Genomic DNA, 15740 nt, shown 5'->3' with positions numbered 1-15740 from the left:
ACATTTTAACAGAAATTGAAAATCATTTTATAAAAAAAGGTTGACAAGATCAAAAATGTAATTTATAATTATTATCAGTTAACAATAGTTAATAAATATTGTTATTTTTATATTCAATTTAAGGAGGATTTTATTATGAAAAAATTTGTTTGTTCCGTATGTGGTTATGTACACGAAGGTGACTCTGCTCCAGCGCAGTGTCCAATTTGTAAAGCAAGTGCTGACAAATTTACAGAACAAGTTGGTGAAATGACATGGGCTTCTGAACACGTAATTGGAGTTGCAAAAGGTTCCAGTGAAGATATTATGGCTGATTTAAGAGCAAATTTTGAAGGAGAATGTACAGAAGTTGGTATGTATCTTGCTATGGCTCGTGTTGCTCATAGAGAAGGTTACCCAGAAGTTGGCTTATACTATGAAAAAGCTGCTTGGGAAGAAGCTGAACACGCTTGCAAATTTGCTGAATTATTAGGAGAAGTTGTAACAGACTCTACAAAGAAAAATCTTGAACTTCGTATTGCTGCTGAAAATGGTGCAACAGCTGGTAAAACAGATCTTGCAAAACGTGCAAAAGCTGCTAACTTAGATGCAATTCATGACACAGTACACGAAATGGCTAGAGATGAAGCTAGACATGGAAAAGCGTTCCAAGGACTTTACAATAGATATTTCAAATAAAAAAGTAAAGTAAAGAAGCTAGTACTATTGCTAGCTTCTTTATTTTTATTCTCCTATTACTTTCAATAATTTTGTACTGGATACTCTAAATTTTCTTTTTTTATTTGGTATAATACTTCTTCTAAAAACTTGCAACATTCTATTTTAGTAATTTCTAAGTTATGGTCTAAATAATTACCACACATATAAGATTTTGCTGCTGGAATTTCTCCTGTAAAATTAGTCATATATTCAAAAGACTGCGTAATAATTTTAATAACATCTTTTGAGTTTAAATCTCCTTTAAAAATAACATACATACCTGTTCGACACCCCATAGGGCCAACATAAATTGTTTTATCTGCCCATTCTTGATGACCTCTAAAAAATGTTGCCATAAGATGTTCAATAGTATGCATCACAGAAGTATCCATTACCATTTCTCTATTAGGCTCTTTCATTCTAACATCAAATGTTGTTAAAATACCATTTTCAACTGTATCTTTTCTAGAAACATAAATACCTCTTAATAATTTGTCATGGTTAATTCCAAAACTTGTAACATCCATAAAATTCTCTCCTTTAACATCAATCAATATAGTATATTTTATACTTTATTATATCAAAATACAATATTAATTTTATAAAATATGCAAATATCCTATTATATATTGCATAATACTTTCATTTCTTTTATACTAAGTAAAAAGTAATATAAATAGAAAGAGGGAATTAAAATGAGTATTACTAGAGAAGAAGCATGGAATTTATTAAATGAATTCAATAAAGAAAATTTTCATATTCGCCATGCTGAAGTAGTAGAAGGAATTATGAGATATTTCGCAAAAGAATTAGGATATGGTGATGATGAAGAATTTTGGGGTATTGTTGGATTACTACATGATTTAGACTTTGAGCAATACCCAGAACAACATTGTATAAAAGAACAAGAAATTATGAGAGAAAGAGGTATTGATGAAAAAATCATTCATGCAGTAGCAAGTCATGGTTATGGTCTCGTAGCAGACATTAAACCAGAGCATGAAATGGAAAAAGTTCTTTTTGCAGTAGATGAATTATCTGGTTTATTAGGTGCAGCAGCAAAAATGCGTCCTTCTAAAAGTGTAAAAGATATGGAATTAAAATCTGCTAAGAAAAAATTTAAAGATAAAACTTTTGCAGCTGGATGTTCTAGAGATGTTATTCGTAAAGGAGCTGAAATGTTAGGTTGGGAATTGGATGACCTAATTAGCAAAACAATTGTAGCTATGAGAGAAGATCCTCAAAATTAATATTAAAATACCTCCTATTAAAAATGATAGGAGGTATTATTTTAATTAACGTTTTTTATTGTTTACTTAAAATTATTTTTATTCTTCTTCACTTAATATAAATGAAATAAGAAGCTCTTCTTGACTTACTTTATCTCCTTCCTTAATATAGATTTTATCTACTACACCATCTACTTTAGACAATACAGATGTTTCCATTTTCATAGCTTCTACAGTCATTAATACCATATTTTTACTTACTTCATCTCCTTCTTTTACAAATATTTTACCAACTGTACCAGGTATAGTAGAACCTAAATGACAAGGATTATTTTTATCTGCTTTTAATATTCTGTTTGTATTAACCTCTAAGTTTTTATCTTGAATTTTTACTTCTCTCATAACACCATTAATTTCAAATGTTAAAGAACGCATTCCTTCTTCATTTGCTTCAGAAATATCAACATATTTAATGAGCAAATCTTTTCCCTCTCCAATATTAATACTTGTTTCTTCACCTTTTGATAAACCATAAAAGAAAATATGACTTTCCAATTGAGAAACATCATTATAATATTCTTGATAATCACAATAATCATCATATACTTTAGGATATAAAGCATAGCTAATAATATTTTTATCATTAATTTGTTTCATAGCATGAGATTTTGTAAGGTGATTTCTAATTACATCAAAATCTTCTTCTGGTAACAATTTTCCGGGACGTTCTGAAATTGCTTCTTTTCCTTTTAACACAATTTTTTGTAACTCCTTAGGAAAACCTCCATCTGGCTGACCAATGTTACCAGAAAAATAGCCTACAATAGAATCAGGATAAGATAAGTCTTTTCCTTCTATCAATATATTATCTTTATTTAAACCATTCTTTGACATAAATATTGCCATATCTCCTACAACTTTAGAAGATGGTGTTACTTTTACAATATTTCCAAGTAAATCATTTGCTTGTTTATAAAGCTGCTTAATTTCTTCAAAATTATCTCCAGATCCCATTGACTTTACTTGTGCTAATAGATTGGAATACTGACCACCTGGAATTTCATATTTATAAATTTCTGTATTTGGAGTATTCATTTCGCTTTCAAAACCTTTGTATACTTGTCTTACTCCTGCATAATATCTACTTAATTCGTTTAACTCATCAATATCTAAGCCTGTATCTCTTTCTGTACCACGCAACGCTTCTACTACTGCATTCATAGATGGCTGACTTGTTAAAGAACTCATGGATTGTATTGCAAGATCAACAATATTTACACCTGCTTCTGCCGCCATAAGCACAGTGCTAACACCATTTCCAGTCGTATCATGTGTATGCAAATGTAATGGAATATTTAATTCAGATTTTAAAGCAGTAAATAATTCCTTCGCAGCATATGGTTTTAATAAACCAGCCATATCTTTAATAGCAAAAATATGACAACCCATATTTTGCAGTTCTTTTGCCTTTTTTAAATAATAATCAATAGTATATTTCTTTTCTTTTGGGTCTAATATATCCCCTGTATAGCAGATTGTACCTTCTACAATTTTTCCCGTTTTCAGTGCTTCTTCAATAGGCATTTTCATGTTTTCAATCCAATTTAAACTATCAAAAATTCTAAATACATCAATACCTGTTTTAGCAGAAACTTGAATAAATTTTTGTACAACATTGTCAGGATAATTAGCATATCCAACAGCATTTGACGCTCTCAAAAGCATCTGTATTAATGTATTTGGCATACATTTACGTAAGGTTTCTAAACGAACCCAAGGAGACTCTTTTAAAAAGCGATAAGCAACATCAAAAGTTGCACCTCCCCATGCCTCTACAGAAAAGGCATTCATCATAGCTTTATTTGTTGCTGGTGCTGCTTTTACAAGATCTGTTGTTCTAAAACGAGTTGCTACTAAAGATTGATGGGCATCTCTCATTGTGCTATCTGTTATAAACAGTCTTTTTTCATTCATTAGTCTTTGCGTATACTCTTTTGCACCTAACTTCAAAAAGTTGTCTCTTGCTCCAACTATTGTTTCATTTTGTCCTTGTCCAAATGTAGGAACATGAATTGGGTCTAATTCAGGTTTTCTTCCATGTGCTTCGTTTACAATTTGATTACCTATAAACTCTGCAATTTTTGTAGCCCTATCTTGTCCTAATGTAATATTAAACAGTTCAGGAGTTTGTTCAATAAATGTTGTAGTACATTTTCCTTCCACAAATGTTTTACTTTGTAATACATTTATCAAAAAAGGAATATTTGTTTTAATTCCCCTAATTCTTGTTTCCTTTAATGCTCTAACTGCTTTTTTAGTAGCTTTTTGAAAATCTCTATCATAAGCAATTATTTTTACTAATAAACTATCATAATAAGGTGTAATTTCACCACCTGTATAGGCAGTACCACCATCTAATCTAATACCATTACCTGCAGCAGAACGATAAACAGAAATTTTTCCTGTATCAGGTAAGAAATTATTAGAAGGGTCTTCTGTTGTAATTCTCATTTGTATAGCATGACCATTACAATGAATACTTTCCTGAGAAGGAATATTAATCTCTGGAGAATGAAGAGGATATCCCTCTTCAATTAAAATTTGAGCTTGTACAATATCAATACCTGTTATTTCTTCTGTAACAGTATGTTCTACTTGAATACGAGGGTTCATTTCAATAAAGTAATAATTTTCATCTGCATCTACTAAAAATTCCAATGTACCTGCATTTTTATATCCTACATATTTTGCAATTTTGATAGCATCTGAAAATATTTTTTCTCTTGTTGTTGTACTAATAGTAGAAGCAGGAGCATACTCAACTACCTTTTGATGTCTTCTTTGAACAGAACAATCTCTATCAAAAAGATGTATTACATTTCCATATTTATCACCTAATATTTGTACTTCAATATGCTTAGGATTTCTTAAATATTTTTCAATAAATATTTTATCATCACCAAATGCCTTTTTTGCTTCATTTCTTGCTTCCTCAAATTCTTTAGGCATCTCTGAAGCACTATTAACAATACGCATACCTCGTCCGCCGCCACCATTAGAAGCTTTCAACATAACAGGATAACCAACTTTTTCTGCAATTTCCATAACTTCCTTTTCTGATTTTACTGCATGATCAACACCTGGAATAATAGGAACTTCACATTTAATAGCGATTTGTTTAGAAGAAATTTTATCACCCATAGCATACATTACTTCTTTATCTGGACCTATAAAAGCAATACCTGCTTTTTCACAAGCTGCTACAAATTCTGGATTTTCTGACAAAAATCCGTATCCTGGATGGATAGCATCTGCTCCCTTCGCTTTTGCAATACGAATAATTTCTTTGATATCTAAATAAGCATCAATAGGCCCTTTCTCCTTATTTAACATATAAGCTTCATCTGTTTTAGTTCTAAATAAAGAATATTTATCTTCTTTTGAAAATACACCTATTGTTTGAATACCTAGTTCATTTAATGCTCTGTAAATACGAATTGCAATTTCACCCCTATTTGCCACAAGCACCTTTTTAAACTTATTAATTTTTACCTCTTGCACAAATAATCCTCCTTTATTTTATTGATTATAGTATAGTATTATAATATAAATTCATTCATTCGTAAACTGCATTGTTAAAAATTTATTTTTTACCTATACAATAGGTAATTACTTGCATTAAAGTTTTACATTCTATGACTTCAATATTTTGAAACATTATTTTTCTCATACAGTTTTGAGGAACAAAAACTTTTACAAACCCCATTCTATCTAATTCTTTTACACGATGCTCTATAGAAGGTACTTTTTTTAGCTCTCCTGTCAATCCTACATCAGCAATAAAAGCATAGTCCCAAGGAATTGGCTTATTATACACCGAAGAAGCAATACACATAATTACTGCTAAATTTACAGCTTGTTCTTTTAATTTAATGCCTCCTGTCGTTTTAATAACAACATTTTTATCATACAATGAAATTTTTCCCCTTTGCTCTAATACAGAAATCAATGTATTCATTTGATCTTTTTTCATTGCTTCACAAATACGCGAAGGATATGGTGTAAAAGAATTTGAAACAAGGCTTTCTATTTCTGAAATGACAGGACGAGAACCTTCTTTTATTACAGTAATTGTACTTCCAGAAACTAACTCCCCTTTTTCTCTTTTTGTAATAAAATATTCCGAAGGATTGTCAATTGAAATCAGTCCTTTTTCTGTCATAGTAAAAAAACCCATTTCCCCTGTGCTTCCAAACCTATTTTTTGTAGCAACAATACTCCTTAATTCTTCCTCATGATTTCCTTCCATAAACAAAACTGTATCTACTAAATGTTCTAATGAACGTAATCCTGCCATTTCATCATTTTTATTCATTTGACCTATCAATATAATTGCTCTTTGTCTTTCTTTATTTTTTGCGCATTGTACTAACGCATTAGCACATTCCATTGTCTGAGTAGGATTACCTGCTCTTGCTGGTAAAAATTCGTCAAGCGTAAATGTTTGTATACTATCTACAATAATTAAGTCAGCATCTATTTCTATAATAGCATCTAATACACTATTTAAACTGGTATCTGCAATAATCCAAATATTTTCATGAATTTGTTCCAATATACGGTTAGCTCTATTTTTAATTTGACTATCACTTTCTTCTCCAGTAGCATAAAGCACCTTTTTTCCTTGTTTCGCAACTTCACCTGAAATAGCTAATGTTAATGTAGACTTTCCTCCGCCAGGAGGAGAAGTTAATATTGTTACAGAATCTTTTACAATTCCTCCTCCCATAACTCTATCAAATTCATGTATCCCTGTTAAAATTCTTTGATTTTTTCCTACTTCCACATTTGTCAGCTTTAATACTTTAGAGGAAACATTTTTTGTTCTATTCAACATACTTTTTTTATTCTCGTTATTATCAAAACTATTCATCTCCTCCAAACTGTTCCAAGTACCACACTCTGTACAACGTCCCATCCATTTTAATGACTCATAACCACACTGCATACATTTATAGATTATTTTCTTTCTCAAAGTTTATACCACCTATTCTTCATGAATAAAAAATGGACTGCTGTTTACAGTCCATAATTTTTTTATTAGCATCAATTTAATTTTTTATTTCTATTGTTTTTGTTACATTTTGTTGCATTTCAACACTAAAATTTACTTTTCCTGCCATATTTGTTTTCATTTTACTCACATTGACACTATCTATTAAAATTTTATATTCCATTTCAGGTTCTAATTCTAATGTTAACTGTAAGTCTTCTGTTCCTTCTACCAAGAAGTTTACTCCTTTTTCAGTCATATTAAAATTATGTATTGTTGCTCCTGGAACTGTTTCTAATATCATTTTACCATCTTTCTCTAGTTTTGTAATCTCTTTAAATGTTTTTACTTTATACAAATTTCCATTTACTTCAAAATCTAATACTTTCTTTTTAGAATCTAATAAATAGTTTCCAAAACTAATTGTTCCATTATCTTCCTGTCTAATTAACTCTTCTATTACACTCATGTTCTTTGCCTCCTGATTATAAAATACAGATGCCTAATCCTATTTTCTACTTAAAGATATAACTTACTATTTTAAAAATATTATACCATAAAAAAGAAGCTTGGTATACTAAAAATTCAAAATTACAACTAAAAACATTATATTTTTAGATATTTAAACAAATAACGAAAAGTTCCCATAAAATAGAGAACTTCTCATTATTTAACCCCCAAAATTAGTTATCTTTAGTTATTCTTTGTAAAACAAAATTCTCATTTTCTACATCTATTTGTACTGCATCACCTTTTTGAAAATTTCCTTCTAAATATTGCTCAGCAAAAAAATTCTCAATTTTTGATTGTATTGCTCTACGTAACGGCCTTGCTCCATAAGCTTGATCATATCCTTCTGTAGCAATTAAAGAAATAGCATTTTCTGAAAAGGATAAATCAATTTGCATATTCTCTTTTGCTCTTGCAATAACAGTTTTAGTCATAAGTGACACAATTTGTTTTATATTTTCTTGACTTAACGTATGAAATACAATAATATCATCAATGCGATTTAAAAACTCAGGTTTAAAAATTTGTTTTACTTCGTCCATGACACCTTTTTTCATCGTTTCATAATTTTGCTTTTCATTATCCAAAGTTACAAAACCAAGTCTTTTGGGAGCAGCAATACTTCTTGCACCTGCATTAGATGTCATAATAATTACAGTATTTTTAAAATCTATTTTTCTTCCATGTCCATCTGTAATATGCCCATCATCTAATACTTGTAATAATACATTAAACACGTCAGAAGATGCTTTCTCTATTTCATCAAATAACACCACTGAATAAGGATTTCTACGAACTTTTTCACTCAATTGTCCCCCTTCTTCATATCCAACATATCCTGGAGGAGAACCTATCATTCTAGAAACGCTATGTTTTTCCATATATTCAGACATATCAATACGTATCATAGCCGTTTCATCACCAAATAAAACTTCTGCCAGTGCTTTTGATAGTTCAGTTTTACCAACACCTGTTGGACCTAAAAATAAAAAAGAACCAATAGGACGATTAGGATCTTTTAATCCAACACGACCACGACGTACTGCTTTTGAAATTGCAGAAACTGCTTCCTCCTGTCCTATTACTCTTTTATGCAGTTCTTGTTCCATACAAAGTAATCTTTGACTTTCTTCTTCTTGCAAACTTTTGACAGGAATACCTGTCCATTTTGCAATTACATCTGCAATATCTTCTTTTATTACCGTTTGTCCACTTTGTTTATTTTCCTGTTGCCATATTCTTTTTGCTTCTTCTAACTGCTTTTTCAATTCTGTTTGTTGTTTTTTCACCTCTCCAGCTTTTTCAAATTCTTCCGTCTTAATGGCTTCTTCTTTTTCTTTTTCTAGTTCTTCTAATTTTCCTTCTAACTCTTTTATGTCTAAAGGCATTGTTACTGTTTTTAATCGTAAACTAGAAGCAGCTTCATCAATTAAGTCAATTGCTTTATCTGGCAAAAATCTATCTGGTAAATAACGAACAGACATTTTTACAGCTGCTTCAATTGCTTCATCTGTTATAGTAACATTATGATGAACTTCATAGCGATCTTTTAATCCCTTTAACATACTAATTGCTTTTTCCTCTTCTGGTTCTTCTACTTTAACAGGTTGAAATCTTCTCTCAAAAGCTGCATCTTTTTCAATATATTTTCTATATTCTTCTAAAGTAGTAGCACCAATTAACTGTATCTCTCCTCTTGCTAATAAAGGTTTTAATATATTTGAAGCATCAATAGCCCCTTCTGCTGCCCCTGCACCAATAATTGTATGAATTTCATCTATAAATAATATAATATTTCCATCATTTTGTACTTCTTTTAATGACTTTTTCATACGTTCTTCAAATTCCCCACGATATTTAGAGCCTGCTACCATAGAGGATAAATCAAGACTAATAATTTTTTTATCTCTCAATGTAGCTGGAATATTTCCGTCTGCAATTTTCTGGGCCAAACCCTCGACAATAGCAGTTTTACCTACACCAGGGTCACCTACGAGACAAGGACTATTTTTTGTTCTTCTGCTTAATATTTGTATAATTCTTTCAATCTCTCTTTCTCGTCCAATGATAGGGTCAAATTTATTATCTCTTGCTAATTCTGTAAAATTTCTACCATATTTATCTAAACTCTCTGTAGTCGATTTTTCAGAAGATACTTCAGAGTGATGTCCCATACCTGGTACTATTTGGCTTTCACTTTCTCCTAACATCATCATAATATCTTCATATAACTTCTGTGCATTCACTCCCATTATTATTAATATTTTTACAGCAATACTGTCGGTTTCTTTCATTAGAGATAAAAGTAAATGCTCTGTTCCTACATATCCTGTTCCCATATGTTGTGCCTCTTGATTACTAAATTCCAATACTCGTTTTGCACCAGGAGTAAAATCTTGTGGAACATAAGATATAGTACTATGACTCATTAAAGTAGCAATCTTTTCAAATATACCATCTGATGTAACGCCTTGTTCTTCTAATGCTTTGCATGCTACACTATCTCTAACCAATGTTAGTCCTAATAATATATGCTCTGTTCCAATAAAACGATTTCCTAATTTTAAAGCAGATTCTTGTGCTAGTTGTAAAACAGCTTGTGCTTTTTTTGTATATTTTCTTTGCATATGTAACCCTCCTTTTGGGTTATTTAAAATATTGTTAGCCAATAGCTTTTATGATTGCTAATATTTCTTCAAAAGAAAAGAACAAAATTGTTCTTTTCCTACAAATTATTATAATACAAAGCTTAAAAAATACAACAACAGAATAATTACAAATTCATTCAAAAATTGTAAATCTAAAAAAAGGATCATTTTCAGGAAAATATTTTAATAACATATCTTCGTTTGTTATAGGGTGCTTAAATGTTAACTGATAAGCCCATAATGCTATTATATTTCCCCTTTGCCATTTTTGTAACACATTATATTTAGTATCACCCCAAATTGGGATACCTGCATAAGAAAGTTGTACTCTAATTTGATGATGACGTCCTGTTAATAATGTTATCTTTAATAAAGAATAATATTTTTCCTCTTCCTTTATCATTTGCAATTTTTCATATGTTAATACAGATTTTTTTGCATTTTTTATTTTTTTATCTACAACACAAGATAAATTTGTTTTTCCATTTTTTAATAAGTAATTTTCTAATGTATCTTTTTGCTTTGCATCTCCACAAACAACAGATAAGTAATCTTTTTTTATTTCATTTTTTAGTAACATCTGAGATAATTTATAATCTATATTCTTTTTTTTTGAAAAAATCAATATTCCTCCTACTGGTCTATCCAAACGATGAATTAAACCAATATATGAATTTTTACATTGTCCTTTATCCAAATACTGATTTAAAAAAGTCACCATATCCATATCACCAGTTTTATCTGGTTGCGTAGGAATGCCTGCTGGTTTTATTGCACAAATTAGAAACTCATCTTCATACAATATAATAGGTTGTTTTATCATGAATTTTTACCTCTTTTTATTTCTTTTAATATAACACTACTATAAGGTTTTAAAGATAAATTTAGTTTACCTCTTTTTACTTTATAAGAAATAACATTTACAGAAAATCCAATTTCTGTTGAAGTTAATATTGCCTGCATTTCACCCTGCGAAGAAATACCCATTTGCCAAATAGGTATTTCTATTTGTTTTTCTTCTTCAGTATTATTTAATGCTACAACTATTTTATTTTTTTTATCAAATCGTCCATAACTTAATAAACCATATCCCATATATAAAAACATAAGAGAACCTGTTTTTAATGCACTATACTGTTTGTGTATTTTTATAACTGCTTTATGAAATTCTAACAAATCTATATCTTCTTTTCCCCAAGGATATGTTCTTCTATTATCGGGGTCTGTCCAACCAGCAACGCCTACTTCATCTCCATAATAGATTGTAGGTGCTCCAGGCCATGTCATTTGTATCACCACAGCTTCCTTCATAATTCCTTTATTAATTCCATTATTAGCAGCTTCATATCCTAAAGTATGAAGCCTACCAACAGTTTTATTTGTTCTTGTTAAAAACCTTGAATGGTCATGGTTAGAAAGCTCATTCATAGATATTTGTATAGACTGTTTAGAAAGTTTTGCCATTTGATACAACATTGTATCTCTAAAAACTATACTATTATTCAATAAGTCTTTTTTAAAATCTTCACTATGCTTTTCCATTCCTGTTAAAAACCATGAAACAGGTTCCATAAATGCGTCGTAATTCATAATGGTATCCCATTGATCACCTTGTAACCATGAAGAAGCATCTCCATAATGTTCTGCTAATATAATTGCATTAGGATTTGCCTTTTTTACAGCATCTCTAAACTTTTTCCAGAAATAATGATTAAAATTAGGATTTATTCCTAAATCTGCTGCTACATCTAGTCGCCAACCATCAGCATTAAAAGGTGGTGATACCCATTTTTGAGCAATACTCATTATATATTGAAATAACTCTGGCGACTCAAAATTTAATTTAGGGTGATTTGGATGCCCCCACCAACCATCATATGTTCCATTTTCTTTCCAATAAAAATAATTGTGATAGATACTATTGTTTTCTATAAAAGCACCAGCAGGATACTTTCCAGTAGATTCATAAAAATTTTCTCTATCCATCCATTTATGAAAAGCACCACAATGATTAAACACTCCATCAAGTATTATTTTAATATTTCTTTTATGAGCCTCTTCTACAACTTTACAAAAAAGAGCATTACTCGCTTCTAAATTTTCCAACGCTGTTGTCCTTTGAATATACATAGTAGCATGATTATTATTAAATTTTTCAAATACTAATGGAGATCCTCCATCTTCTACAACAATACCAATATGAGGGTCAATATAATCATAATCTTGTGTATCATATTTATGGTTACTTGGAGAAACAAAAAGAGGATTAAAATATATAACATCTACACCTAATTGTTGTAAATAATCTAATTTATCTAACACACCCTGTAAATCTCCACCATAAAAACGCCTAAAATCCTCTATTGCAGGCATTTCATTCCACTCAGCTGCTTCAACAGGTTTTCCTAAATAAATATATTCATTAGTTTTTACATCATTTGTTGTATCTCCATTACAAAAGCGGTCTACATATATTTGGTACATAACAGCACCTTTTGCCCAATCAGGTATTTTAAAATTTCTGATTACAGTAAACCATGTTCCTTCCTCTAAGTGTTGATGCAAACCACTTTTCGTATAATAATAAGAACTATTTCCTTGCACTAATTCAAAATAATAAGATTTTGTTTCATTCGTTGGTGGTAAAAATCCTTCGTAAAAATCAAAAAAACTCTCTTGTTTGCATATTTTCATAGGTATTTTTTCTCCGTCACAACACAAAAAAACAGCATCCATATTTCCTCTTCCTGTTCGTATTAATACTTGAACAGTATCAGTACTAGTTGGTTCTGAAGGTATTCTAAAGTTTTCTGTTTCATCACTAAAAATAGATTCAATACTTAAAATGTCTTTACTTAATTCTGCGTTACAAAGTATTTTTCCAGCAATACTCAGTTCTTTATATGGTACTGAAAGATTCATTCTAATTCTCCTATCCCAAATATACAATTATTTATTCTTTTTTTACTTCACATAATTTCATTATAAATGTCAATGGAAATCATGTCAAATTTATTTTAACACATGAAAAAAGACTACCTGCCGATGATAGTCTTTTTCCACAAAGAGAAGGTATTTCTTATTGGGATCGCAGCTTATAAGCTGCCTCGTGAAAATATTGGGGAGTTTTCACATTTTTATTATAGCACCACTTATATCATCTGTCTACTAAATTTTAAAAAATACAATGAATTTTTTTTGATACAATTATTATTTTTTGTTTAAAATACCCCAAATACTTTCTTAACTGGTATAATCTGACAAAATTTTTGATAAATTTTCATCACCTATAACAGAAATTCCCTCTAACAATCTTTCCTGTTCTTCTAACGGCAACGCAGAAAGAGGTGTATTCGTAATTTCATGTAATATAATTCCATGCTGTGCCTCTTTATAGTACACAGCAATATATCCGTTTTTTTCTCCTATAATATATTGCTCATTACTTTTTGCTTCTAATGTTTTTCTCATTACTACTTCTTCAGCAGAAAAAGATATGATTTTCCAATCTGTATACACTTTTTTCATATCTTCTAATGTCATATCCAATAAAAAGTAAGGAGGAACATCTTCTAACGTTTGTGTAACACCATCTCCCGTATAATAATATTCATATACCATTTTAGTAGAAGGTGTAATTCTTGCTGTTTCAGTTATAACAGTTACACTATCTTCCTGTTTTTGAATTTCAGCTGAAGATAGTGCTTGTATTTTTTTTTCATATACTTTAGTAGTAATTATACAACTTACTATACCAACAATACAACAAATTAAAAATATCCACATTATTTCGTTCTTTTTCATAATATCCCTCCTGCACTATCATGTAAATAGTATGTACAGGAGTTTCCAAATTTATACAAATAAACAAAAAATAAAAATACCTACATAGGAATAATAGGTATTTTTATTTTTTACATTTCATTTGTAAATTCACCATATTTGCGAAAACGTTGATAACGCTGATTTAATAATTCTTCTGTCGTTAAATCACTTAATATGTTTAGTTCTTCTATTAACGCTTTTTTTAATATTACTGTTGTATATTCTAAATTTTCTGCTAATCCATTTTCTGCTTCTGGTATTATTTTTTCAATTACACCATTCTTTAATAAATCTGGAGCAGTTAATTTCATAAGTTCTGCTGCATCTGCTGAGCGTTCTGGAGAACGCCATAATATACTAGCAAAACCTTCTGGAGATAATACAGCATACATTCCATTATCTAACATCCATACTCTATCTGCTAGAGCAAGTGCTAAAGCACCACCACTTCCGCCTTCTCCTATAAAAATACTAATAATTGGTACAGTTAACCCAGCCATTTCAATTAAATTTCTAGCTATAGCTTCACCTTGTCCTCTTTCTTCTGCTCCAATACCACAATAAGCACCAGAAGTATTTACAAAAAGTATTACAGGTCTATTAAATTTTTCAGCTTGTTTCATTAAACGTAATTGTTTTCTATATCCTTCTGGATTTGGCGAACCAAAACTTCTTTTTACATTTTCTTCTATAGTATGACCTTTTTGTACGCCAATAACAGTAACTGGCTGCTCTTCTAATAAAGCAATACCTCCTACAATAGCTTTATCATCTGCAAAGTATCTATCACCATGTAATTCTATAAAATCAGTAAATATATGCTGTATAAATTCCAACGTAGTAGGTCTTGATACCATTCTGGATTTTTTTACAACTTCCATAGCTATATTATCCATTTTCAAAGACCTCCTCTTTTTGATAATGTAATTTTAAAATTTGTATTAACATATCTCTCATATCTGTCCTAGTTACAATTTTATCTAAAAACCCATGTTCAAGTTGAAATTCAGCTGTTTGAAATTCATCAGGTAATTTCTCATTAATTGTACCTTCAATTACCCTTCTACCTGCGAAACCAATTGTTGCATTAGGTTCTGAAAGTATAATATCTCCTAAACTAGCAAAACTAGCGGAAACTCCTCCAGTTGTAGGATCCGTTATAACAGAAATATATAATAAACCTGCTTTTCCATGACGATTTAATGCAGAACTTGTTTTTGCCATTTGCATAAGAGAAATAATTCCTTCCTGCATTCTAGCTCCACCAGAGGCAGTAAATATAATAATAGGCAATTTTTTTTCTGTTGCTATTTCTATCGCTCTTGTAATTTTTTCTCCTACTACAGAACCCATAGATGCCATCATAAAATGACTATCCATTACAGCTAAAATAGAATGATATCCTCCAATTTCACAATATCCTGTTATTACAGCATCTTTTAATTCTGTTTTTGATTGTGCTTTTTTTATAATTTTATCATAATCAGGATAATCCATAGGATTTTTTGCCTGCATATTACTATCAAATTCTTTAAAAGAATTTTCATCAGCAGTTAAAAGAATTCTTTCCTTCGCAGTTAAGCGAAAGTGATATCCACAATTTGGACAAATTTTATATTTATTAATTTCTTTTGTATAAATTATTTTATCACAATGATTACATTTTATCCAAAGTCCATCTGGTATACTAGGAGTTTCTATTTCTGTTGTAGAAATGGCTTCAGGAGGATTCATTCTAATATAATTCTTTTTTTTAAATAATTTCATGAATAATTC

At 30.1% G+C, this 15740-nt stretch carries 12 protein-coding genes; 2 read left to right on the top strand and 10 right to left on the bottom strand.

The window, feature by feature from the left end; all coding sequences use genetic code 11:
- Positions 1-135: 135 nt before the first annotated feature.
- A complete protein-coding gene (locus C820_RS10590) occupies positions 136-678 on the top strand; it encodes an NADH peroxidase (protein ID WP_004034056.1) in 543 nt (180 codons plus the stop codon).
- A 62-nt stretch (positions 679-740) separates the two neighbouring features.
- On the opposite strand, the gene C820_RS10585 is transcribed toward C820_RS10590, so the two are convergent.
- A complete protein-coding gene (locus C820_RS10585; protein ID WP_004034057.1) occupies positions 741-1226 on the bottom strand; it encodes an S-ribosylhomocysteine lyase in 486 nt (161 codons plus the stop codon).
- Positions 1227-1394: 168 nt separating this feature from the next.
- Between C820_RS10585 and C820_RS10580 the strand changes: the two genes are divergently transcribed.
- Positions 1395-1949, top strand: a complete 555-nt coding sequence (locus C820_RS10580) for a hypothetical protein (protein ID WP_004034058.1) — start codon at positions 1395-1397, stop codon at positions 1947-1949.
- A 78-nt stretch (positions 1950-2027) separates the two neighbouring features.
- Here C820_RS10580 and C820_RS10575 read toward each other — a convergent pair whose 3' ends face one another.
- From C820_RS10575 to accD, 9 genes are all read right to left on the bottom strand, one after another.
- Entirely contained in the window at positions 2028-5474 is a 3447-nt protein-coding gene (locus C820_RS10575; protein WP_156801399.1) for a pyruvate carboxylase, read from the bottom strand.
- A 97-nt stretch (positions 5475-5571) separates the two neighbouring features.
- Positions 5572-6963: a DNA repair protein RadA gene (gene radA / locus C820_RS10570; RefSeq protein WP_004034060.1), complete on the bottom strand. Its 1392-nt coding sequence runs from the start codon at positions 6961-6963 to the stop codon at positions 5572-5574.
- A 76-nt stretch (positions 6964-7039) separates the two neighbouring features.
- Entirely contained in the window at positions 7040-7450 is a 411-nt protein-coding gene (locus C820_RS10565; RefSeq protein ID WP_004034061.1) for a hypothetical protein, read from the bottom strand.
- Positions 7451-7664: 214 nt separating this feature from the next.
- Positions 7665-10118, bottom strand: coding sequence for an ATP-dependent Clp protease ATP-binding subunit (locus tag C820_RS10560; protein ID WP_004034073.1), 2454 nt, complete (start codon positions 10116-10118; stop codon positions 7665-7667).
- A 154-nt stretch (positions 10119-10272) separates the two neighbouring features.
- Positions 10273-10962, bottom strand: coding sequence for an RluA family pseudouridine synthase (locus C820_RS10555; RefSeq protein WP_004034074.1), 690 nt, complete (start codon positions 10960-10962; stop codon positions 10273-10275).
- Entirely contained in the window at positions 10959-13061 is a 2103-nt protein-coding gene (locus tag C820_RS10550; RefSeq protein ID WP_004034075.1) for a glycoside hydrolase family 13 protein, read from the bottom strand. Before C820_RS10550 ends, C820_RS10555 begins: the two co-directional genes overlap by 4 nt.
- A 321-nt stretch (positions 13062-13382) precedes the next feature.
- Positions 13383-13943 (bottom strand): hypothetical protein, encoded by a 561-nt coding sequence (locus C820_RS10545; protein ID WP_004034076.1) that lies wholly within the window; start codon positions 13941-13943, stop codon positions 13383-13385.
- A gap of 110 nt (positions 13944-14053) precedes the next feature.
- On the bottom strand, positions 14054-14860 hold the full coding sequence (locus tag C820_RS10540; RefSeq protein ID WP_004034077.1) for an acetyl-CoA carboxylase carboxyltransferase subunit alpha: 807 nt from the start codon (positions 14858-14860) through the stop codon (positions 14054-14056).
- Positions 14853-15731 carry an acetyl-CoA carboxylase, carboxyltransferase subunit beta gene (gene accD, locus C820_RS10535; protein WP_004034078.1) on the bottom strand — a complete coding sequence of 293 codons (879 nt, stop codon included), beginning with the start codon at positions 15729-15731 and terminating at the stop codon, positions 14853-14855. The genes C820_RS10540 and accD overlap by 8 nt, the downstream gene beginning before the upstream one ends.
- Between the last annotated feature and the right edge of the window lie 9 nt (positions 15732-15740).

Origin of the sequence: Clostridium sp. MD294, assembly GCF_000364165.2 — a bacterium.
Classification (GTDB): domain Bacteria; phylum Bacillota; class Clostridia; order Lachnospirales; family Anaerotignaceae; genus Coprocola.
The sequence above is the reverse complement of the archived record's forward strand: the minus strand, read 5'-3'. Positions and strand labels throughout refer to the sequence as shown.

What these genes read in the sequence shown, in the direction of transcription:
- C820_RS10590 (WP_004034056.1), top strand. Translation starts at nt 136, where the DNA reads ATGAAAAAATTTGTTTGTTCCGTATGTGGTTATGTACACGAAGGTGAC.
- C820_RS10585 (WP_004034057.1), bottom strand. Translation starts at nt 1,226, where the DNA reads ATGGATGTTACAAGTTTTGGAATTAACCATGACAAATTATTAAGAGGT.
- C820_RS10580 (WP_004034058.1), top strand. Translation starts at nt 1,395, where the DNA reads ATGAGTATTACTAGAGAAGAAGCATGGAATTTATTAAATGAATTCAAT.
- C820_RS10565 (WP_004034061.1), bottom strand. Translation starts at nt 7,450, where the DNA reads ATGAGTGTAATAGAAGAGTTAATTAGACAGGAAGATAATGGAACAATT.
- C820_RS10560 (WP_004034073.1), bottom strand. Translation starts at nt 10,118, where the DNA reads ATGCAAAGAAAATATACAAAAAAAGCACAAGCTGTTTTACAACTAGCA.
- C820_RS10555 (WP_004034074.1), bottom strand. Translation starts at nt 10,962, where the DNA reads ATGATAAAACAACCTATTATATTGTATGAAGATGAGTTTCTAATTTGT.
- C820_RS10550 (WP_004034075.1), bottom strand. Translation starts at nt 13,061, where the DNA reads ATGAATCTTTCAGTACCATATAAAGAACTGAGTATTGCTGGAAAAATA.
- C820_RS10545 (WP_004034076.1), bottom strand. Translation starts at nt 13,943, where the DNA reads ATGAAAAAGAACGAAATAATGTGGATATTTTTAATTTGTTGTATTGTT.
- C820_RS10540 (WP_004034077.1), bottom strand. Translation starts at nt 14,860, where the DNA reads ATGGATAATATAGCTATGGAAGTTGTAAAAAAATCCAGAATGGTATCA.
- accD (WP_004034078.1), bottom strand. Translation starts at nt 15,731, where the DNA reads ATGAAATTATTTAAAAAAAAGAATTATATTAGAATGAATCCTCCTGAA.